This is a genomic window from Amycolatopsis sp. VC5-11, assembly GCF_037034185.1.
Lineage (GTDB): Bacteria > Actinomycetota > Actinomycetes > Mycobacteriales > Pseudonocardiaceae > Amycolatopsis > Amycolatopsis nivea.
Map to the genome: position 1 here is coordinate 562,239 of NZ_JBAGKF010000003.1, position 21,153 is coordinate 583,391.

Annotated in this window: 18 protein-coding genes; 7 read left to right on the forward strand and 11 right to left on the reverse strand. The window is 69.9% G+C overall.

Going from position 1 to position 21,153, the window contains the following annotated elements; translation table 11 throughout:
* Positions 1–129 precede the first annotated feature (129 nt).
* The gene (locus WA670_RS14170; RefSeq protein WP_238606025.1) at positions 130–1,848 is read left to right on the forward strand and encodes a glycosyl hydrolase family 18 protein; all 1,719 of its coding nucleotides are present in this window, start codon (positions 130–132) and stop codon (positions 1,846–1,848) included.
* An 82-nt stretch (positions 1,849–1,930) separates the two neighbouring features.
* Here the strand turns inward: WA670_RS14170 and WA670_RS14175 are convergent, their stop codons facing one another.
* The 4 genes from WA670_RS14175 to WA670_RS14190 all read right to left on the reverse strand — a co-directional run bounded on the left by WA670_RS14175 (position 1,931) and on the right by WA670_RS14190 (position 6,240).
* Positions 1,931–2,923, reverse strand: a complete 993-nt coding sequence (locus WA670_RS14175; RefSeq protein WP_336157946.1) for a hypothetical protein — start codon at positions 2,921–2,923, stop codon at positions 1,931–1,933.
* Positions 2,924–2,969: 46 nt separating this feature from the next.
* Positions 2,970–4,592, reverse strand: coding sequence for a beta-ketoacyl reductase (locus WA670_RS14180; RefSeq protein ID WP_336157947.1), 1,623 nt, complete (start codon positions 4,590–4,592; stop codon positions 2,970–2,972).
* A 231-nt stretch (positions 4,593–4,823) separates the two neighbouring features.
* Positions 4,824–5,423 carry an AAA family ATPase gene (locus WA670_RS14185; protein WP_336157948.1) on the reverse strand — a complete coding sequence of 200 codons (600 nt, stop codon included), beginning with the start codon at positions 5,421–5,423 and terminating at the stop codon, positions 4,824–4,826.
* 10 nt (positions 5,424–5,433) lie between these two features.
* Entirely contained in the window at positions 5,434–6,240 is an 807-nt protein-coding gene (locus WA670_RS14190) for an MBL fold metallo-hydrolase (RefSeq protein WP_336157949.1), read from the reverse strand.
* 101 nt (positions 6,241–6,341) lie between these two features.
* On the opposite strand from WA670_RS14190, the gene WA670_RS14195 reads away from it, so the two are divergent.
* Positions 6,342–6,776: a MarR family winged helix-turn-helix transcriptional regulator gene (locus WA670_RS14195; RefSeq protein WP_037805929.1), complete on the forward strand. Its 435-nt coding sequence runs from the start codon at positions 6,342–6,344 to the stop codon at positions 6,774–6,776.
* Here the strand turns inward: WA670_RS14195 and WA670_RS14200 are convergent.
* Positions 6,700–7,338 carry a TetR/AcrR family transcriptional regulator gene (locus WA670_RS14200; RefSeq protein WP_336157950.1) on the reverse strand — a complete coding sequence of 213 codons (639 nt, stop codon included), beginning with the start codon at positions 7,336–7,338 and terminating at the stop codon, positions 6,700–6,702. The genes WA670_RS14195 and WA670_RS14200 overlap by 77 nt on opposite strands.
* A 92-nt stretch (positions 7,339–7,430) precedes the next feature.
* Here WA670_RS14200 and WA670_RS14205 point away from each other — a divergent pair, with 92 nt between their 5' ends.
* The gene (locus WA670_RS14205; RefSeq protein WP_336157951.1) at positions 7,431–8,492 is read left to right on the forward strand and encodes a Gfo/Idh/MocA family protein; all 1,062 of its coding nucleotides are present in this window, start codon (positions 7,431–7,433) and stop codon (positions 8,490–8,492) included.
* A gap of 140 nt (positions 8,493–8,632) precedes the next feature.
* On the opposite strand, the gene WA670_RS14210 is transcribed toward WA670_RS14205, so the two are convergent.
* Positions 8,633–9,622, reverse strand: a complete 990-nt coding sequence (locus WA670_RS14210; protein WP_037805932.1) for a malate dehydrogenase — start codon at positions 9,620–9,622, stop codon at positions 8,633–8,635.
* 554 nt (positions 9,623–10,176) lie between these two features.
* On the opposite strand from WA670_RS14210, the gene WA670_RS14215 reads away from it, so the two are divergent.
* Positions 10,177–10,815 carry a DUF4360 domain-containing protein gene (locus WA670_RS14215; protein WP_238606032.1) on the forward strand — a complete coding sequence of 213 codons (639 nt, stop codon included), beginning with the start codon at positions 10,177–10,179 and terminating at the stop codon, positions 10,813–10,815.
* A 37-nt stretch (positions 10,816–10,852) separates the two neighbouring features.
* Here the strand turns inward: WA670_RS14215 and WA670_RS14220 are convergent, their stop codons facing one another.
* Positions 10,853–11,290: a MarR family winged helix-turn-helix transcriptional regulator gene (locus tag WA670_RS14220; RefSeq protein ID WP_336157952.1), complete on the reverse strand. Its 438-nt coding sequence runs from the start codon at positions 11,288–11,290 to the stop codon at positions 10,853–10,855.
* 103 nt (positions 11,291–11,393) lie between these two features.
* On the opposite strand from WA670_RS14220, the gene WA670_RS14225 reads away from it, so the two are divergent.
* Positions 11,394–11,780, forward strand: a complete 387-nt coding sequence (locus WA670_RS14225; RefSeq protein WP_051728497.1) for a nuclear transport factor 2 family protein — start codon at positions 11,394–11,396, stop codon at positions 11,778–11,780.
* Between the two features lie 367 nt (positions 11,781–12,147).
* Here the strand turns inward: WA670_RS14225 and WA670_RS14230 are convergent, their stop codons facing one another.
* Complete coding sequence (locus tag WA670_RS14230) at positions 12,148–13,917, reverse strand: protein kinase family protein (RefSeq protein WP_336157953.1); 1,770 nt, start codon at positions 13,915–13,917, stop codon at positions 12,148–12,150.
* A 127-nt stretch (positions 13,918–14,044) separates the two neighbouring features.
* Between WA670_RS14230 and WA670_RS14235 the strand changes: the two genes are divergently transcribed.
* Positions 14,045–14,995 (forward strand): aldo/keto reductase, encoded by a 951-nt coding sequence (locus tag WA670_RS14235; protein ID WP_336157954.1) that lies wholly within the window; start codon positions 14,045–14,047, stop codon positions 14,993–14,995.
* A gap of 1 nt (position 14,996) precedes the next feature.
* Here the strand turns inward: WA670_RS14235 and WA670_RS14240 are convergent, their stop codons facing one another.
* Genes WA670_RS14240 through WA670_RS14250 form a run of 3 tightly spaced genes read right to left on the reverse strand, consistent with a single transcriptional unit; the run spans position 14,997 to position 20,617 of the window.
* A complete protein-coding gene (locus WA670_RS14240) occupies positions 14,997–17,084 on the reverse strand; it encodes an FUSC family protein (RefSeq protein ID WP_037805941.1) in 2,088 nt (695 codons plus the stop codon).
* A complete protein-coding gene (locus WA670_RS14245; protein ID WP_336157955.1) occupies positions 17,081–20,179 on the reverse strand; it encodes a GH92 family glycosyl hydrolase in 3,099 nt (1,032 codons plus the stop codon). The genes WA670_RS14240 and WA670_RS14245 overlap by 4 nt, the downstream gene beginning before the upstream one ends.
* 39 nt (positions 20,180–20,218) lie before the next feature.
* Positions 20,219–20,617, reverse strand: a complete 399-nt coding sequence (locus WA670_RS14250) for a GNAT family N-acetyltransferase (protein ID WP_134732274.1) — start codon at positions 20,615–20,617, stop codon at positions 20,219–20,221.
* 55 nt (positions 20,618–20,672) lie between these two features.
* On the opposite strand from WA670_RS14250, the gene WA670_RS14255 reads away from it, so the two are divergent.
* Positions 20,673–21,131, forward strand: a complete 459-nt coding sequence (locus WA670_RS14255; RefSeq protein WP_336157956.1) for a hypothetical protein — start codon at positions 20,673–20,675, stop codon at positions 21,129–21,131.
* Positions 21,132–21,153 lie beyond the last annotated feature (22 nt).

Sequence of the window (21,153 nt, forward strand, 5' to 3'; positions counted from 1 at the left end):
CGGCCGCATTAGTGGTCTAGACCTTGACGGGTGACTGGTCCAGTCCAATTCTGAGAAGGTTCCGGCCGTGCGCCGCCGCCGCACGGCCCCTTTTTCGGCACTGGAGCCCGCATGCGACGAAGAAGTCACTTGTCACGATTGTCCGCTGTCCTGGCCGCCGCGGCGGCTCCGCTCGGAGTGCTGGTCGCCACCGCGGCGCCCGCGCACGCCGCGACCCCGCTGCCGAACCACGTGTTCGCGCCCTACTTCGAGTCCTGGAACGGCCAGAGCCCGGCCGCGATGGCCCAGGAAGCGGGCGTCAAGCACCTGACGATGGCGTTCCTGCAGACCGCGTCCTCGGGTTCGTGCACCGTCCTCTGGAACGGCGACGCCAGCATGCCGGTGTCGGACTCGACGTTCGGCGCGGACTTCCGCACCATCCGCTCGCGCGGCGGGGACGTCATCCCGTCGTTCGGTGGCTACACCGCGGACCACAACGCCACCGAGATCGCCGACAGCTGCACGAACGTCGACCAGATCGCGGCCGCGTACGAATCGCTGATCACCACCTACGACGTGCCGCGCCTGGACATGGACATCGAGGACAACTCGCTGACCAACTCCGCGGGCATCGACCGCCGGAACAAGGCGATCAAGAAGGTTCAGGACTGGGCCGCGGCCAACGGGCGCCAGCTCCAGATCTCCTACACGCTGCCGACCACCACGAGCGGTCTCACCAGTGCGCTGGACGTGCTGCGGAACGCGGTGTCCAACGGGGCCAAGGTCGACGTGGTCAACCTGATGACCTTCGACTACTACGACAACGCCACGCACAACATGGCCCAGGACACCCAGACGGCGGCGGCCGGGCTGGTCTCGCAGCTGGCGTCGCTGTATCCGGGCAAGACGCAGGAACAGCTGTGGGGGATGGTCGGCATCACCGAGATGCCGGGCATCGACGACTTCGGCGCCGCGGAAACGTTCACCACGGCCGACGCGGTCACCGTCTACAACTGGGCGGTGTCCAAGGGCATCAACATGCTGTCGTTCTGGGCGCTGCAGCGCGACAACGGCACCTGCCCCGGCACCGGCGCACAGGACACCTGCTCCGGCATCCCGCAGGACAAGTGGTACTTCAGCCACACGTTCGCCCCGTTCACCGGCGGAACTCCGGTGCCGGGCAACGACTTCTCGGTGACCGCGAGCCCGGCCTCGGCTTCGGTCGACCCGGGCGGTTCGGCCGCCGGCAAGGTGACCACCGCGGTGACTTCCGGTACGGCGCAACAGGTTTCGCTTTCGGTGAGCGGCGCGCCCGGCGGCGTGACCGCGTCGGTCAGCCCGACGACGGTCAAGGCGGGGGAGAGCGCGAACCTGTCGATCACCACGACCGCGGCGACTCAGCCGGGCGTCTACCCGCTGACGATCACCGGCTCGGTCGCGGGCGGCGGCAGCCACACCGCGACGTACACACTGACGGTCAACGGAACCAGCCCGACCGGCAGCGTCGTCAACGGCAACTTCGAAACGGGAGCGCTCAGCCCGTGGAGCGGCGGGACGATCGTGTCCTCGCCGGTGCACTCCGGCAGCCACGCACTGCAGGTGTCGCCGACGGCGTCGACCACCGGGGAAGCGACGCAGAACCTGACGCTCGCGCCGAACCACGCGTACACCCTGACCGCGTGGGTCCAGGGCGGCTACGCCTACGCCGGCGTCCGCGGGGGAGCGACGGCGAGCTCGTGGACCGCCAACTCCAGCTGGACCAAGCTGACCATCCCGTTCACGACCGGCGCGTCCGGCGCGGTGACGTTGTACGTCCACGGCTGGTACGGCCAGAGCGCGATCTACGCGGACGACATCTCCGTCGCCTGATTAGTGTATAACGACCTATACGGCCGGGCGCTGGGCTAGAAAATTCGCCCAGCGCCCGGCTCGCGTTCTAAGCAAAAACCGCTCAGGAGAGGGCCGAGATCAATCCGCGGTACAGCCAGTACATCGGCTTCGGGGTGTAGTCGTCGGTGAGGACGCCGAAGTTGTCGAACGGGCTGGGGGAACCGGTGACGTCGTCGCGCAGGGCGAACATCTCGTAGCTGGCGACGTTTTCCGTGACGCGATCCTGGTTGACCGCCAGGATTTCCGTGGTCAGCGCGCGGGCCTGGTCGGCTGGTGTGCGCTGGGAGGTGTGGGTCGCCCAGCCGTTCTCCGACACGCGGATCGGCACGTCGCGGCCGAGGCCGGCGATGGGCATCTCCTGGGTGCGGACGGTGTGCAGGGTCTGGTGGACGAACCCGGCCAGGTCGGGCATCGGCGGGATGCCCGGCAGCCCGGCGTCCGGGTAGAGGTCGACGCCGACGAAGCCGACCGAGCGGCTGAACTCCGCTCCGCCCAGCTGGGCGAGGTGCTGCCAGAACTGCGTGAACGGCTGAGTGAAGGCGACCTCGTCGAACCCGATCTGCAGCCGGGCGAACCCATCCCGGTCGGCTGCCTTCTTGCCGGTGATGACGCCTTGGACGAGCGCGGTGTCGCCGTTCGGCTGGGGCACCACGTTCTGCTCGAGGGTGACCGAGATGGTGTCGGCGATCGGACCGTAGCGGTGCACCGTCTTGTCCACACAGGACTGCCATTCCGGCATGCTCTCGCCGGAGTAGCTGAGCACGACGTCGAGGCGGCGGCCCGGGGCGAGGTACTGCATTTCGTCGTCGGGGAAGGCGCTGCCGCAGCCGAGGTAATCGCGGAGCAGGAACGGCCGGTGCCCGGATTGCAGCTGTGCCAACGCTTTCCGCACCTCGGCCGGATTGTCGGGTTTGCCGGTGGTGGACCCGCCGCCCGCGTAACCGCCCGGGTAGATGCCGAAGGTCAGCGGCATCGGCGCGGCGTCGGCGACGGCCGGGACGAGCATGGCGAGTCCGGCGGTGAGAGCGGCGGCTGCGAGCCGGAGTTTCTTCATGGCGCTGAGTATTGGGGTTCTCCGCGCGCGAACCCGATGACGGATGTCATCTTCCGGCCGGGACACTCGTCAGCAGTGTGGGGAAAGGGTCCAGGGGCGGGCGGATTTGTTCGGCGGGTGACGCGCCGGGGCCGAGCAGGACCGGTTCGTCGCTGCCGAGTGCGGCGTCGAAGACAGCGGGATCCCATCTGCCCCACGCGATCGACACCGCGGGCAGCCTGTGCGCGCGCCGGTGGGTGGCGAGGGCGTCGAGGAACCGGTTAGCGGCGGCGTAGCTCGCGCCGGATTCGCCGAAGGTTCCGGCTAGGGACGAGAAGAGCACGAACGCCGACAGCGGCAGGTGTTTGGTCGCTTCGTGGAGGACCCAGGCGGAATCGGCTTTGGCGCGCAGGACCGGGTCGGGGCATTCGGGGGTTCGCACGGCCGCGAAGGGGTCGTCGAAGACCGCGGCGCAGTGGATGACGGCGGTCAGCGGCGGATTGCAGGACGCGATGAGGCTTTCGACCTGACCCGGGTCGGCGGCGTCGATGGCGGCGATGCGGACGTCCGCGTCGAGATCGGTCGGGCGGCGTTCGGCGGCGGGGCCGCTGCGGCTCGCCAGGACGAGGCGCCGGACGCCGTGCTCGGCGACGAGGTGCTCGGCCAGCAAGGTGCCGATCCGGCCGGTGCCGCCGGTGACGAGGACGGTGCCGGACGGGTCGATCGGCCGGGCGGCGGAAGGCGTGGCGGGTGTGACCCGGAAGACGTGCGGGACGCCGTCGCGGATGGCGAGCCGGGGTTCGGTGCTGCCGCCGACGAGGTCGAGGATCTGGGCGGCGGGGGTCGGCCGGTCGACGTCGACGGCGGTGACCTTGACGGCGTTGAGGAGGCCCCAGGCGGCGGCGCTCACGAGATCGGGATCCGGTCCGGTGGCGTTGGTCGTGACGACGAGCCGATCCTCGCGGGGGCGCAGGGCGTCCAGCGTGAGGGAGTGGATGTCGTTGCTCGCGGGGATTTCGAGGATTTCCGCTTCGCCGGGCCGCGCTGGGACGGGGACCCAGCGGGGGCGATACAGCAGGGTTTCGGCGGGCAGGTCTACTCGTCGCGCGCCGCTCCCGGCGAAGACCTCGGTCCAGGCGACGGGGATGCCCGCGGTGTGCAGCCGGGCGAGTTCGGCGAACAACTCGCGGACGGAGGGTGGCGTGAGGTCCAGGACAAGGCTGGTGTCGTCCCAGGGCCTTCGGGTTATGCGGGCGACGGCTTCCGGGCGGAGACCCCAGGAGTCCAGCAGACAGCACAGTGCGGCCTGGAAAGCGAAGAGCCAGTCCTGGTAGTCGCCCAACATCGTGTCGAAGGTGTCGGCGAAGAGCGGAAATCGTTGCGAGAACTCGGTTTCTCGGCCCGGGGCGAGTTTGCTGCCGCGGGAGACGAACGTCAGCCGGGGACGCTCCAGCACGGGCTCGCCGGGCGTCTGGCCGCTCGCGACCGCTTCGAGAGCGGTGCGGTCGCCGGCTGGGATGTGGACGCGGAGCGCGCGCGGGGTCCGGGTCGCGAGGGAGTAGGCGAGGTCGAGGTCGGACGCCGTGCTGTCGAGGAGGCCCGCGGCGAGGGCGCGCAGGGCAACGCCGTCGCTCGCGCTGAGCAGCCAGGGCGGCGTCGGGAAGTCCGTGCGGGCAACGGGTTCGGGCATGGGAGTCTCTTCCGGAAGGACCTGCGCGGATCGGGGAGTGCGGAAACCGGGCCGTTGACGGGCGCTCGCTGCGGACTGGTCTGTCGCTCGTCGTCGAGAATCAGGAATGCGCCGGAATCGGCTGCGATTTCCGCGGCGGCGACACCGGGTCCGGTGCGCGCGGTCCGCCCGGAAAACGGCGGCCGGACCGCGTCGGCTCTGTGTCCTGGCACTCCTCGACATATACCGCGCTCAGGCCGGGCCGGGCGGCAGGCTTCCCGTTTGGTCCCCGTTCCGTGCACTCGGTACCTCCACCGCTGCTCGGCGGGCAACGATTTCCGCGACCCTCGCGCACGTTTCGTCCGGGTCGAGGTGTTCGGTGTCCAGCACTGTGCACTGTGGACGGAGCGGAAGATACTCCGCGACGTGGTCGTGGATCCGGTCGAGCGCGCCCGGACCGCCCAGCTCGGCCATCGCGTCGGTGGCCGCGTGCTCGCCGCGCGCGGCGAACCGGGCCTTCGCCTGCGGCCGGGGCGCGGTGAGCATGACCTCGACGTACTCGCCACCGGCCGCGCGGGCCGCCTCCTCGAACCGCTCGGCCTGCTCGACGCGGGCCACCAGCTGCGGCATGACGACGTCGTGCCCGGCCCGCAGATGCGTTTCCGCCATGGCGAGCGCGAGCCGGCGCGCGGCGGGAAGCGTGTCCCGCAACGCGGTCCGCCAGCCGCCGATCATCATGACCACCTGGTCGGCGTCGAGATCGAGCACTCCGGGGTGGAGGTCGGCGTAGCGCCGCGCGACGGTGGATTTCCCAATGCCGGACGGGCCGTTGAGGTGGATCAGCCGGGCCATCCACCCGACCTTAGCGGTCGAGCGGCTGCCAGCGACCGTCGCGGACGTGCCCGAAGACGACGTCGGCGAAGTGGTTCCCGAAGCCGATCGTGCCGGGTTCGGCCAGTTCCGCGACGAGCTTCCGGCGGTGGCTCGCGGCCTCGACCGGATCGTGGTCGTAGACGCAGGACCAGTCCGGGTTTTCGATCTGGATCGGCGAATGGACGGCGTCGCCGAAAGCGATCAGCCGTTGGCCGCCGTCGGTGATGACGTACTCGGCGTGTCCCGGCGTGTGCCCGGCGGCGAAGCGCACCTGGACGCCGGGGAACACTTCCTGTCCGTCCGAGATCGTCCGGACCTGCGGTGCCATCGCGTCGCTCTCGCGCTGTGCCCACTCTGGTTCCGTAACCAGATATTCGGCGTGCGCGAACGCGGGCCGCAGTGCCCAGCCGATGTGGTCGGAGTGCAAATGCGTGAGCGCCACGGCCTCGACGTCTTCCGGTTTGCGCCCGAGCGCGGCCAGGTTGTCGAGCAGCGCACCGCCGTACAGCACGCCGTTCGGCGCGCCTGGCTCGGCAGGCACTGTTTGCGGACCGAACCCGGCGTCGATCAGCAGCGCCCGGCCGTCGCGTTCCACCAGCAGTCCGCCGATGCTCGCGACGAGGTAGCCGTCGTCGTCCAGGTACTCCGGGTGCGCGGACCAGGTCTCGGTGGTGCTGTCGGGCAGCCATAGCCGCGGATTCCCTTGCACCGCCCCGTCCGGCACGTAGGACACCTTCGTCTCGCCCAGGTGGATCGTGCGGCTCTGCGCGGGCCTGCGCAGTCGGTCGTCGAACACGGTCTTGTTCCCTTCCCTCGGTCTACTCCGACCATAAGCATCAAGCTAGAAACATTCAAGCTCTAATTATTCTGGCTTGATGGAGTTGCTAGGATGGGCTCATGACGGAATCCCGGGCGGTCGCCGAACGCGAGCTGTGCGGTCTGGTGAACGGGCTGGCGCAGCAGATCGCCGACCACGTCCGCGAGCGCGCGGTGACGCTGGGGCTGACCGCTCCGCAGGCCACCGCGCTGCGGGAGCTGACCGGCCCGATGACGATGCGCGAGCTGGCCGAGCGGATGAGCTGCGAACCGTCGAACGCCACGTTCGTCGTGGACAAGCTGGAAAAACAGGGGCTGATCGAGCGGCGCGCGCATCCGACCGACCGGCGCGCCAGGCATCTCGTCCTCACCGAGGACGGCACGGCGCTGCGCGAGCGGCTGCTCGAACTGCTCACCCGGGATTCGCCGCTGGCCGGGCTCAGTCCGCAGGAGCAGCGGGTGCTGCAGGGCCTGCTGGAGCAGGCGATCGTGCCGGGCGCAGGCCGTCGAGGATGATGCGGAGGTTCCGCCGCCACTGGTCGTCGCCCGGGACGAGGCCGATCGTGTGGTCCGGCGGGATCGCGGTGGCGAGCGCGAACGGGACGTCCCGCCAGTCGACGTCGGCGCGGAGCGTGCCGGCCTGTTGCGCGCGCTCGACTAGCTGCCGCACCGCCCGCTGCAGCCGGGTGATCCGTTCCTTCAGGTCGAGGCGTTCGCCGCGGCCAGAGAGGGCGTCGTGCAGTCCGCAGCTGGCCGCGCGGAGTTGGACGTAGGTTTCGGCGAATTCAGCGAATCCCTGCCACGGATCGGGGGAGTCGAGCACGCGCGCAGCGCGGTCGGTCATCTCGTCGATGGTGTCGGTGAGGATGGCGGCCAGGAGCGCGTCCAACGACGGCACGCGCCGGTACAGCGTGCCGAGGCCGACGCCCGCGCGCTGTGCGATGTCGCGGGTCGTGACCGCGAGCCCTAGCTCGTCGAGCGCTTCGCGGGTCGCTGCCACCAGCCGCTCAACGTTGCGCTGCGCGTCCGCACGCGGTCGGCCTTGGGCGAGCAGCGCTGCGACGGCGGAGTCCGGCATTCCCGCAGTCTAAACCAAGCGGGTCAGTCTGTTCCGCTTCTGGTAGCTTGGCGGAACCGGAACAACGTGACCCGCTTAGTGGAGGTGGGGACTTGACCAAGCCGATCGGCGTCGGAATCCTCGGCGCGAACCCGGATCGGGGCTGGGCCGCGCGGGCGCACATTCCCGCCATCACCGCGTCACCCAGCTTCTCGCTTGCCGCCGTCGCCACCACGCGCACCAGCAGCGCGGAAGAGGCGCGCGCCCGGTTCGGTGCACGGTATGCCTTTACTGACGCCCGGAGTCTCGCCGAGCACCCTGACGTCGACCTGGTTGTCGTGACGGTGAAGGTGCCCACGCACGTTGAGTTGGTGACGGCTGCGCTTGAGGCAGGCAAGCACGTCTACTGCGAGTGGCCGTTGTCGACGACCGTGGAGGAAGCCGCCGCGCTGGCTGCGGCGGGGGAGCGGGCCGGAGTGCATACGGCGGTGGGCCTGCAAGCGCGGTTCTCGCCGGCCGTCCGCCGGGCTCGCGAGATGGTCGGGGAGATCGGCGAGGTGCGGTCCGCGACCGTCTACAGCTCGCGCGGCAAGGGAAACACCCGCGACGTCCCCGGTTGGACGGCTTACACCTACGACCGCCGCAGCGGTGCCGGGCTGGTCGAAGTCCTCGGCGGGCACACGCTCGATCTGGTGCAGTACCTGCTCGGGCCGATCCGCGAGTTGACCGCCCGGACCGCGATCCGGAACGGCTCGCATCGCGTGGCCGAAACGGGGGAGCCGATCGACGTCACGGCACCGGATCACTTCCTCGCGCACGCCGAACTCGACGGCGGGGCAGTGGTGTCCGTCCACCTGCACGACGGGGAAGCCACGATGCCCCGGACGCGGATCGAGATCGCGGGCACCGAAGGAAACCTTGCGCTGACATCCGCGCCGGAGACCGACCCGTGGGCCGCGCAGCTGCAGATCGGTGGGCTGGAGCTGCGATTGTCCCGCCCGGGCAGTCCGGAATGGACGGTGGCTCCGGTGTGCGATCCCAGCGAGTTGCCAGTCCAGGCGGCGAACGTGGGCCGGGTCTACAAGCAACTGGCCGAGGACCTCCGCGACGGGACGCACACGGTGCCCGGCTTCGCCACCGCCCGCCGACTCCACGAACTCCTCTCAACTGTATAACGACCTATACGGCGGGCGACCGAAAAACAACCACAGCGCGAGACGCAAGTGCATCTCGCACGTCCAAAACCACCGCACAGGACGCGAAAACGAACGATGGCCGCCCCTAAAACCGGGGCGGCCATCGCGGAAAACGAACCTCAGATCAGGCCCAGCTTGCGGACCGCGTCGCGCTCCTCGGCCAGTTCGGCCACGGAGGCGTCGATGCGCGGGCGGGAGAACTCGTCGATCTCCAGGCCCTGCACGATCTCGTACTTGCCGTCCTTCGCGGTGACCGGGAAGGAGGAGATGAGGCCCTCCGGGACGCCGTAGGAGCCGTCGGAGACGACGCCGGCCGAGGTCCAGTCGCCCTCGGGGGTGCCGTTGACCCAGGTGTAGACGTGGTCGATCGCGGCCGACGCGGCGGAGGCGGCCGAGGAGAGGCCGCGGGCCTCGATGATCGCGGCGCCGCGCTTGGCGACGGTCGGGATGAAGGTGTCGGCGAGCCACGCCTCGTCGTTGATGGTCTCGGCGACGTTCTTGCCGTTGACCTCGGCGTGCTGCACCGACGGGTACTGGGTGGCCGAGTGGTTGCCCCAGATCGCGACCTTCTTCAGGTCGGTCACGGCCACGTTCAGCTTCTTGGCCAGTTGGGCCAGCGCGCGGTTGTGGTCGAGGCGGGTCATCGCGGTGAAGCGCTCGGCGGGCACGTCGGGGGCGTGCGACTGGGCGATGAGCGCGTTGGTGTTGGCCGGGTTGCCGACCACGAGCACCTTGATGTCGTCGGCCGCGCCCGCGTTGATCGCCTCGCCCTGGGGCTTGAAGATGCCGCCGTTGGCCTCGAGCAGGTCGCCGCGTTCCATGCCCTTGCTGCGCGGGCGGGCGCCGACCAGGAGGCCGATGTTCGCGCCGGAGAAGGCCTGCTTCGGGTCGTCGAAGATGTCGATGCCGGCGAGCAGCGGGAACGCGCCGTCGTCCAGTTCCATCGCGGTGCCCTCAGCCGCCTTGACCGCCTGGGGGATCTCCAGGAGCCGCAGCTTCACCGGGGTGTCGGCGCCGAGCAGCTGACCGGACGCGATGCGGAACAGCAGCGCGTAGCCGATCTGGCCGGCCGCACCGGTGACGGTGACGTTGACAGGGGCTTGGGTCATTGCGCTTCTCCAGCTTGAGACGACTTTGGCTAGTACCGAGGATGCTAGCCCTACCGGCGGGCGTCGTCCGGGTGCGTCCAGTCACGGTAGCCAGGATCACGTTCGCGTCCCGGGCGATCCGCCTTAAGTCGTGGGGCGAAGGGCGTAACTCGAGATCACGATCGAGTTGCGGGCGCGCGCGGTCGCGGCGGGCGTGCGGGCGCGGAGGTTCGGGTCGGACGGCGACGGGCGGGGCGGTCCGCCGAATCGCCCCGGGAAGAGCGGGTCGGCGAGGTAGCGGGTGCGACACCCGAACTGTCCTGAATGCCCCGGTTTCCGCGGTCTTTTTCGCCGGATTGTCCGGACCTGCTGGGTCAACGGGTGCTGTGTCGTTTATTTTTGAATCATTTTTGTTGATTCGTCAATTGTCCATAATAGCTTTTGTCAACGGCTTGTGAACACGTTGCTGTGCACAGCTAAGCAACGGCGTTGCTCCATTCAGTGGGACTATCCGCACAGTTGTTGCGCTACCCTGTCGAAACCCCCACCCACCCGGAAGTAATGGGAAGGAACCCATGCTTGCCACGATGGCCGCTGCTCTTTTGGCGCTTTCTTCGACAATTACCCCGCAGTCTTGGCCGCAGAATCCGCCGCCGGACAAAATTATCATCGACGTGGCGACCGTGAACGGGACCGGCTGCCCGCCGGACACGGCCGCGGTTTCGGTTTCCGCGGACAACACCGCGTTCACCGTCACCTACAGCCAATACACCGCGCAGGTCGGCGTCGGCGCGCAGCCGACGGACTTCCGGAAGAACTGCCAGATCGGCCTTCGCGTGCACGTGCCGCAGGGCTTCACCTACGGGATCGCCTCGGCGGACTACCGCGGGTTCGGGCACCTGGAAAACGGCGCGTACGGCGTGGAGCGCGCGAACTACTATTTCCAGGGGAACTCGCCGACCGCGTACGCGACGCATCGGCTCGACGGGTTCTACGACAATGACTGGCAATTCTCGGATTCGACCGACATCGACGCGATTATCTACGAGCCGTGCGGGCAGGAGCGGAACCTGAACATCAATACGGAATTGCGGGCGTATGCCGGCACTTCGGATCCGGCGAAGACGACGAGCTTCCTGACGATGGACTCGACGGACGGCAGCGTCCAGACGGTTTACCACTTCGCCTGGAAGACCTGCCCGGAAACCCGGTAACTGCGGGACGCGGACCCGTGAGCGCTTCCTCGGGCGCTCACGGGTCCGCCCGCGCGACGTTTTCCGCGAGCCTGCCCAGCAATGCGGCCAGGGTCGCGATTTCGTCGTCGGTGAACCCGCGGCGCATCCGTTTGTCGTGCGCGATCGCGGCGTCGGCGAGGCGGTGGAAGGTGCGTTCGCCGTAGCCGGTCAGCTCGACCTGGTGCACGCGCCGGTTTTCCGGGTCGCGGGTGCGGGTGAGCAGGCCGGCGGTTTCCATGCCGTTGAGGTGGTGGGTGAGCGTCGCGCCCTGGATGCCGACGGCGTCGGCGAGTTCGCGCTGGCTCGCGTGCTGGCGGGTTTTGAGCGCGATGAGGATCTGCCAGACCGGCTGCGATCCGCCGACCTCGGCGAGCGCGCGGTCGAAGGCCTGGCCCGCGGTCTTGGCGGTGCGGGCGAGGAGAACGCCGAGCGGCGGGGTGGCGGGTCGGGGCACGGGGAGGACGGTACCGCAGGTTCGTCGAACTCTAACCGTTTGACGACGAACGATTCGATACCTAACGTTTGTGGTGTCTCATCGATCGGCACTGGAGGACACTATGGATGTTGCGGAGATCTCCGACCTGGGCAAACGCTGGGCGGCCGCCGAGGTCGCGGGCGACACGGACACGTTGAGCGGCCTGGTCGTCGACGGATTCCGGCTCGTCGGACCGCTCGGCTTCGTGCTCGACCGGCAGCAGTGGCTGGACCGCTACCAGTCGGGCGCGCTGGCGACGCAGCGCCTCGACTGGCGCGACGTCGAGGTGCGCGTCCACGGCGACACGGCGATCGCGATCGGCGTGCACGACCAGGAAGCGACCCATCAGGGCAACCGCGTAGACGGCACCTTCCGGGCGACGCACATTCTGGTGCGCGGCGAGGACGGCTGGCGGATCGCGGGGATGCACCTCAGTCCGATGGGCGCGCCGCCCGCTTTCGCCCGCTGACCCGGCGGTGGAGAAGCGGGCCGTGAAGGGCTCCTTGCGGGAATCCAAGTCCAATGCCGGGGACTTAATGAGGTGTGGCAGGTGCGTTTCGGTGCCTGTCTGCCCAGGTCGGCGATGCGGCCGGGGCGGGATGCGGGGTCAGCGGTCCGTGAGGGGCTCCCTGAGGGAATCTGATTCCCTCAGGGAGGCCCTCACGGACCTCAAGTATCAGTCAGACGACCATCAATCGGGCATTTCGGTGCTGCTGATGTCTCGTGTGGACTGTCAGCGGGCGGAATCGGCGCGGCTTAAGTCCCTGGCATTGGAATCCAAGTCCGTGAAGGGGCCCCTCACGTCCGGTGCGCCGCTGGTCGCTGTCGTGGCAGTGTCAGGGTTTGCGCCACAGGTGGACGGTCTTGTCCGCGGTCGAGCCGGAAGTGGTGGCGACGGTCTGCAGGTCCGGGCTGACGCCGAGCGAGGCGATTCCGGGCACGCCCGCGCCCTCCTGTTTCCCGTCGAGACCGAGAACGACGAGGGTGCCCGCTGAGAGCGCGAGAAGGTGCTGATCGTCGAGCCCGGCGAGGGCCATGGTGAAGAGGACGGTGCCGCTCTGCTGGTCGATCTGCGCGGGGGCGAGCGTGAAGCCTGGCCGGAGTTCCTGGTGCGTGGCGGTGTCCCACTGGTGGACTTTCGCTGCCGTGCGGGCTTCGCCGCTGGTGGTGATCAGCGTCCGGCCGTCCGGCCGGAAAGCGAGGCAGCAGATGTGGTCGTTCTCGGCCACGGCGATCGGGTCGCCCGCGGGCGTGAGCGAAGCCGTGTCCCACAAGCGCAGCTGGCTGGAGTGGGCGGAGTGGCCGTCCCACTCGTACACGACGAGCGTGCGTCCGTCGGGGTTGAACTCCGAGTAGCGGAAAGTGGTCGGGGTGTCGATGCTGCCGATGCGGGTGTGGTCCGCGATTCGCCACAGGTCCAGCCTGCGCGGGGACACCATCGGCACGGCCAGGAGGCGGGCGTCGGAGCTGAGTGCGGAGGAGCCGCTGTCGCGGTCGATGCCGTCGATCACCAGCGGCGGGCCGATTTCCCGGCCGGTCCGCGGATCCCAGGCTTGCGTGGTGAGCTGCGCGTCTTTGACGCGTGAGGTGACCAGGGTGCGTCCGTCGGGGCCGAAAGCGAGCCCGGTCAGGCCGGTCTCCGGGAAGGGGCCGACGCGAGGGCCGGCCGGCTTGCGTGTGCCGACGTCCAGGACATCCATGGTGAAGTCGGCGTTCGCCGTGGCGAGCAGTCGTCCGTCGTGGCTGAACTGGAGGAACTGCGGATGTGCGCGGGCCACGAGGAATCCGGATTCGACCAGCGGCGGCTGGGGTGCGGGAGGGAGCGCGGGCGGGCTCGGCCAGGCGATCCAGGCGGCGAGTCCGGCGATCACGACGGTGAGCGCGCCGATCAGGATCCGGCGGCGCGACCGCGGGCGGCGCGGAGTCTCTGGCGGGTCGGTGACCTGGTAGATCACCGAGTCGGTTTCGAGGTGCGGTACTGGCTGGGCGTCGAGGAACTGGGCGAGTTCGGCCGTGCGCTCCGCGATGAGCTTCCCGACCTCGGGTGGCCACGGCGCGGTGGCCGGGCCGATCGCTTCGAGGAGTTCGGCGGCGGTGGTGTTTTCCGCGAGACACCGGCGAAGCGCCTCGGGAATCGCGGGCTGCGCGGCGAGCAAGGAGCCGAGCGCGAGCAGGTCGTCGGCGGGGTCTTTGCCGGCCGCGCGGGGGATGAGCCTGGCCCCGTTGGCGGTGAGCCGGACGTGGGAGGGGTCCAAGCTTCCGTGGGCGAGTCCGGCGCTGTGGAGCTGGGTCAGGTCGGCTGCGATTCCGGCGGCCAGCCGCACGACCGCCGGTTCGGGCAGCGGGTCGGGGACCTCCTGCAGAGAGGGGCCGGGGTGGAATTCCGAAGCGTGCCATGGCGTGGAAGCGTCCGGATCGGCTTCGAGCACCGCGCTCAAGGCGGCGGTCTCGGCGCGGGATTCGGCGGTTCGCGGGAGGGTGAGCGAAACGAGTCGGTCGTCCGGTCCGCTGCCGAGCAGCACCCGGGTCGCCTCGTCCCGGGCCAGTTCCGCGAGCACTCGGTACTGACCGAGCCAGAGCGGGTCGTCGACCGCCGGTCTTCTCATCAGCTGCCTCCCCAGAAAGCTGTGCGAGAAGATCGATCCTGCCAGGTTTGCGGGCGGGCGAGGTACGAGCGGGCAGAATCGCTCGCCGGCACGGGCATCGGCGGGCGGGGAGTGCTTGAATGCGATCATGGTCGCACTTCGCACACTGGGCTCATCCGATCTCGCCGTCTCCCCGCTGTGCCTCGGCGGGAACGTGTTCGGCTGGACCGCCGGCGAACCGGCGTCGTTCGCGGTGCTGGACGCCTACGCCGAGGCGGGCGGGAACTTCGTCGACACGGCCGATTCGTACATGTACCAGTTCCCGGGCAACGAGCCGGGACAGTCCGAGACCATCCTCGGCAAGTGGCTCGCCTCGCGGCGGAACCGGGACGACGTGGTCGTGGCGACGAAGGTCGGGGACCATCCGGAGTTCAAGGGGCTCGCGCCGGCGAACGTCAAGGCCGCGGCCGAGGAGTCGTTGCGGCGGCTGGGGATCGAGCGGATCGACCTGTACTACACGCATTTCGACGACGAATCGGTTCCGGTCGCGGACATTATCACTGCGCTGGACGAGCTGGTGAAGGAAGGCAAGGTCCGCGCGATCGCGGCGTCGAACATCAGTCCGGAGCGGCTGGCCGAGTCGCTGGAGTTCTCCGACCGCGAGGGGCTGGCGAAGTACGTGGCGCTGCAGCCGAAGTACAACCTCGTCGCGCGGGACGAGTACGAGAGCGAGCGGCGGGGGATCGTGCAGCGGCACGGGGTGGCCTGCGTGCCGTATTTCGGTCTGGCGTCGGGGTTCCTGACCGGCAAGTACCGGCCCGGCCAGCAGGTGGACAACATCCGCAACCTGCCGGGGCTCGCCGGGGGTTACGCGGACACCGAGCACGGCGTGAAGGTGCTCGCTGCGCTGGAGGAGGTCGCGAAGGCGCGCGGCGCGGAGATGGCGACAGTCGCGCTGGCCTGGCTCGCGCAGCAGCCGACGGTGGCCGCGCCGATCGCGTCCGCGCGCACGGTCGAGCAGGTGCCCGCGCTGGTCGCGATGCACGACGTGGAGCTGAGCGACGACGAGCTGCGGATCCTCGACGCCGCCTCCGCTTAAGTCAGCTGTGCCGAGGCGGGTCCTGCGCGCCGACGCCGAGCACGCGGCCCAGCGCGATCAAGCCCTCGTCGAGGTGGCTCAGGCTGGACAGCACGGCGCGGGTCTCGGCCTCGTCAATCCGGTCGGCGACCGGGGTGCCGTCGTCGCGGACGAGCTTGCGCGGCCGGGTGCCGCCGGGGTTGCTGACCGCCTCGTGCACGAGGTCGACGTTCGCGATGATCCGGCCGGCGAACTGGTCCAGCCGCTCCGAGACCGGGCCGGCGAGCTGGCCGGGCTGCGCGCGGGCGGCCACGTGCCGGGCGCGGAAGGCGATGCCCTCCAACGTGGTCAGCACGTGCCAGCCGTAGTCGCGGCGGGCGCTGCGCAGGTTGATCGGGTGGGTGAGCGGTTCGATGGTCAGCCGCACCTGCTCGACCGCGCGGTCGAGGTCGCGGGACATCTCGATGATGTTCACGTTCTCCCGGCCGGACAGCAGGGTCGCGGCTGACTCGATGAACTCGTGCAGTTCGTCGAGCGCGATCGCGATGTCGTCGAGCATCACCGCGCGCGTGCGGACCGGCAGCACCACCACCGCGGCGAGCAGCCCGCACGCCGCGCCGACCGCGGTTTCGGCGACCCGGATCCACAGCACCTCGATGCTGAACGTGCCGAGCAGGCTGTAGAGCAAGCCGAGCATGCTGGTCACGAAGAACGCCATCAGGAACTGCGAAACCCGCGCGGTGTAGACCATGCCGAACACGCAGACCAGCAGCAGCGCGAGGATCGCCGGGGTGTTCCCGCTGACCAGCAGCGCCAGCGCGACGCCGCCGACGATGCCCAGCAGGGTCCCGCCGGTGCGGCGCATGCCTTTCACGAACCGCGCGCCCGCGCTGGAGGTGCCGATGAACACGACGAACACCGTCAGCACCGCCCAGTACCAGCGCTGCGGCGAGATCAGCTGCCCGGCCAGCACGGCGAGCCCGCCACCGAGCACGGCCTGGATCGCGCCGCGGGTCTGGTTGTCGTAGGCGAACGCCTTGGTCGGTTCGTCGTCCTCGTCCTCCCCGACGGAGAAGTCCACTTCGGACTGCAGACTGGCGATCCGCTGCGCCCGGTCGTCCGCGACGGCCAGCTCGGCGATCGCGCGGCGGACTCCGTCGCCCGGGTGGGCGCGTTCGTCGATCCGGCTGCCTTCCACCAGCATCCGGCTGTACTCGCCGGTCTCGCTGATCAGCGGCAGGTCGCGCGGGTCTCGTTCCATCAGCGACCGGAACCGGGACAGCCGGGCCACGAGATCGTCGGCTACCCCCTCGGGCAGCGGCTGCGAGCAGGTCCGGCGCACGGTGATCACCAGCCACTGCACGGCCAGTTCGACCTCGATCACCCGGCGGCGCAGCTGGTCGGCGCGGCGGTCGTCGACGACGTCGGGAGCGTGGTCCTCGATCAGCAGGACCACCTCGTGCAGCCGCTCCACCGACGTGCGGATCTGCCGGTCGCTGCGGTCCGAACCGCCGGAGGAGATGTACGCCTCGGTCGCCCGCACCGCCGCGCCGAGCCGGGCCCGGAACGCCTGCCGGTAGCGGATCAGCTCGCTTTCGGCGTTGCGGCGCAAGAGAAGGAACCGCACGACCGCGTTCGCCGCGACCCCGATCGCCAGCGCGAGCAGCAGGTGCGGCACCTGCGCGAGGTGCGCCTGCAGGAACATCGGGAAGAAGAACAGGAAGAACGCCATCGACCCGAGCGCGATGCCCCGCGCGCCGAACCGCTGCACGTACACCGCGACGAAGATCAGCAGCACGAACACGATGCTGTCCGCGGGCGCATACGCGGAGCCGAAGCACGCGGCGGTGATCGACGCGGCGCCGACCACGAGCGCGAGCAGCAGCGTGACGGCCTGGCCGCCGCTGGTGGCGTCGTTGACGGTGAACGCGCTCATCATCGCCGCGATGGCCGCGACGAGCGTCGTGGTGAGCGGGAAATGCAGCGGCAGCATCGCGAGGACCGCGATGACGATGCCGAGCACCGCCGACGCGGCGAGCCGCAGCCGGACGAGCCCGGGGTCGGCCGCCGCCAGCCGGTCGAGGAAGGCGTTGCGCACGTCGGTGATCATCGGGCCAGCAGCTCCCACTGGGCGAGGGCGACGCGCCGCCGGGTCGAGGCGCGGACCCGCAGCCGGTAGTGTCGGCACGCGGCGGGTTCGGCGAGCACGAACGGCCGGGTCTGGCGCCGCCACCGGAACACCTCGCCGGAGCGTTCGTCCAGGGTCCGCCACCGGCGCCCGTCGTCGGAGCCTTCGAGCACCCAGTCCTTCGGATCGCCCGCGCGGCTGCCGGAGGTGAGCGTGTAGAGGACGACCTCGCGCGGCTCGCCTTCGGTGGCGAACGTGATGGTCGGCCTGGGCGTGCGGAAGACGGCTTGGGTGCGGCTGGTGTTGTCCGCCAGAACGCCGTGGACAGTGCGGACGGCGAGGTCGCGCAGCGGCGCGGGGGCGGCCGGGGCGACCGGTTCCGTGCCCCAGTCGCCGGGCTCGGCGCGGACGTCGAACTCCAGCACCGCGCCGCGCGCGAGGACCGCGTGCGCGAGGGTGGCCGAAGGGTGCGGTTCGCCGTCGACAGTCAGGCCGTGCACGTACGGCGTGTCGGCCGCGCTGTCGGCGGTCGCGGCGCGGGGTGCTCGGATCACCAGGTCCTTTCCGTTGTCGAGGTGCACAGTGGCGGAGCGGAACAGCGGCGCGCACACCGCGTACCGCGGGCTGCCGACGGCCAGCGGGTAGAGACCGAGGGCGGTGAAGACATACCAGGCCGACATTTCCCCGTTGTCCTCGTCCCCGGGATAGCCCTGGCCGAGTTCGCTGCCGACGTACAGCCGGCGCAATACCTCGCGGACGGTCCGCTGCAGTTTCGCCTGCGCCCCGGCGAAGGCGTAGACGAACGGGATGTGGTGCGAGGGCTGGTTGGAATGCCCGTATTGGCCCATCCGCACGTCGCGGGCCTCGGTCATCTCGTGGATCCGGCCGCCCTGGCCGGTTTCCGGGAGCCGGAAGAACTCGTCGAGTTTCGCCTCGAGACCCGCCGGGCCGCCGTGGAGCGCGGCGAGACCGGGACCGTCGTGCGGCACGGAGAACGCGGTGTTCCAGGCGTTGGTCTCCACGTAGTCCGGGCCCCACGCCGTCGGGTCGAATCCTTCGGCCGCGTGCCGCCAGCCGCCGTCGAGGGTGCGGCCCTGGAAAAAGCCGGTCCGCGCGTCGAAGTGGTTGGCGTAGTGCTGGGCTCGCTGGCGGAAGTAGACGGCGTTGTCGGCGAACCGGCGGGCCCGCGCGCCGCTGCTTTCCCGGGCGAGCGCGTCGGACAGGTTGGCGAGGCCGAAGTCGTTGAGACAGCCTTCGAGCGCCCAGGACAGGCCGCCGCGCGTCGAGGCCGGCGTGTAGCCGAGGAACGCGGAACGGTCGAGACCCTTGCGGCCCACGCCTTTGCGCGGCGGGGCGACGGTGGCGTTCTTAAGTGCGGCGTCGTAGGCGGCCTCGACGTCGAAGTTCGTGACGCCCTTCAGGTACGCGTCGGCGAACGCGACGTCGGAGCTGGTGCCGGTCATCAGGTCGGCGTAGCCGGGGGAGGACCAGCGGGCGATCCAGCCGCCTTCGCGGTACTGCTGCACGAAACCGTCGATCATCCGGCCGCACTGGCGCGGCGCGAGCAGCGCGTACGCGGGCCAGGCGGTGCGGTAGGTATCCCAGAAGCCGTTGTTGACGTACAACTCGCCGTCGACGACTTTCGCGCCGGTGCGCCGCCGCGTGCTCGGCCGGAAGCTCCGCACGACCGGGCTCGCGTGCCGGATGCCGCGCGGCGTGTTCTCGTGCGCGACGTTCGGATACAGGAACAGGCGGTACAGGCACGAGTAGAAAGTGGTCAGCTCGTCCTCGGACGCGCCTTCCAGCTCGACCCGGCCGAGCGCCTCCTGCCAGCGTTCCCGCGCCCGGTCCCGGACCTGGTCGAACGTCGTGCCCGCCGGGATTTCCAGCGCCAGATTGCGTTTCGCCTGCGCCAGGCTGATCAGCGACGTCGCGATCCGCAGCGTCACCTCGGGCTCGGCGAACTCCAGGCTGCCGGTCACCGTCCGCCAGAACGGCCGCCGGATCCGCCCGCCGCCCGACGGCCGCTGGTCAGCCTCGGCGTAGACGAACATCCGCCGCGCGCCGGTCGACAGCCCGCTCCGCACCCACGTGTGCCCGGTGACGATCCCGCGCTCGGCGTCGATCCGGATGCCGCCGCGGTTGCGGGCGTTGTCGAACAGCACCCAGCCGCGTTCGGCCGGGAACGCGAACCGGAACATCGCCGCGTGCTCGGCCGGCGCGACCTCGGCGGTGATGCCGCCGCGGAACCGCACGCGGTAATGGTGCGGCCGGTCGGTCTCGTCGTCGTGGCTGAACGCCAGCGAACGCCGCCCGCGGTCCGGCTCGACCGGTCCGGAGCCGGGCATGAGGTGGAAGGTGTGCCGGTCGCCCATCCACGGACTCGGCTGGTGGCTGAGCCCGAACGCCTGCAGCCGCGGTTCGTTCCGCTCGTCGTTGTGCCGGTGGTAGGAGTAGAACCAGCTCAGCGCCCGCGCGTCGGTGACCGGGGTCCAGAAGTTGAACCCGTGCGGGACCGCGGTGGCCGGGAAGGTGTTGCCGCGCGAGAACTCGTCGCTGGAATGCGTGCCGCGCGTCGTGCGGACCCAGTCGACTGGATCTTTGCGCTCCGGCGGATGCTCGGCGATCCGGACGTCGTCCAGCCAGCCCGTTCCGTCGCCGTCGAACGCGGTCGTCAGCAGGATCCGCCGCACCCGCCGTCCGGCGAACGCGTTCAGCGGACGGCGCACCAGGTTCCACTGGTCGACGTAGAGCGCTTTCTCTTCGGGGGCGAACCCGGCGCGGCTGCCGTCGTCGAACTCGACATCGAGCGCGACCCGCGTGCTGCGGTAACTCGGCACCGGACCGTCGGAAGCCGGGAAGACCACATACGACAGTGCACTGTGGTCAGTGACCGGAATGTCCACCTCGAACAACACGACCGGCGGCCCAGCCTGGTAGCGCAAGGCTTTCGCCCCGGTGAACCCGACGCCGGTCTTCGCGGTCGGCGACCGCCGCGGCCCGCTGTCCACCCGCGCCCCCGCGACCGGCTGCGGATCGCCCGCTTCGAACGAGGAGAAGAACGCAGCCGTGGTCACGCCCCCACGGTAATCGCTCCCGCACCGGCGCGCGCCGGATCAGCTCGCGGTGAGCCGGATCAACCCCGCGTCAGTGGAGGTGAACCCGCAGGCGCCGAAGTAGAACGGGCGCAGGCGCGGTTCGAAGTCGACGTGCAGCCACTCGCAGTCCGCGTCCCTCGCGGCATCCCGCGCCCGGCGGACGAGTTCGGTGCCGATGCCGCGGTGCTGCCAGTCCGCGTGCACCTTCGGGTCGAGGAGGAACGCGTGGTCGGCACCGTCCCAGGCCAGGTTCGCGAAGCCGACCAGCTGATCGCCGTCGTGGGCGCTGACCCAGCCGAGACTGTGCTGCCTCGCTCGGTTCCACCAGCCGGGTTCCGCGTCTCCGCCGTGCGCTTCGGTGAGAGCGACGAGCTGCGCGTCGGTGAGGTCGGTCCGCCAGGCGTAGTTGATCTCCATGACGCGACGCTCCCACGGCTTCGGGGGGCGAGCCACCGAATAAGCTGGTGCGGCGATGAAACACGTCAGAGTGGAAGCGACCGAGACGGGCAACTACCTCGATCCCCAGGCATATCTCCGGCTGCTGCCCGCGCTCTCGGCCGAGCTCCCGCCCGGCGCCCGGGCGTTCGCCGCCGACCCGGATCACTACGACTTCCCCGGCAAGCGGTGCGTCAAAGACCTCGTGCTCGACACCCTCCTGCGCGGAACCACGGACGGCGAGGACTGGCTGCAACTCGGCTTCCGCCACAACTGCTGGAAACACGACGAAGACCTGAACATCCGCTACCTGGGCCTCCGCACTCTCACCCACGACCCGGCCGACTGGACCGGCTTCGGCTCCGTCACCCTGGACGAAATCCTGCCCCACGACCACGGCTGCAGTCACGAGATCGGCTTCCTCGCCGGATCGCTCACCGTCGTCAGCCGCGACTTGACCGCGTCCTGGACCGAAGCCGACTGCCCGGACAATTAGCCGGACGCGCCGCAGGCCAGGT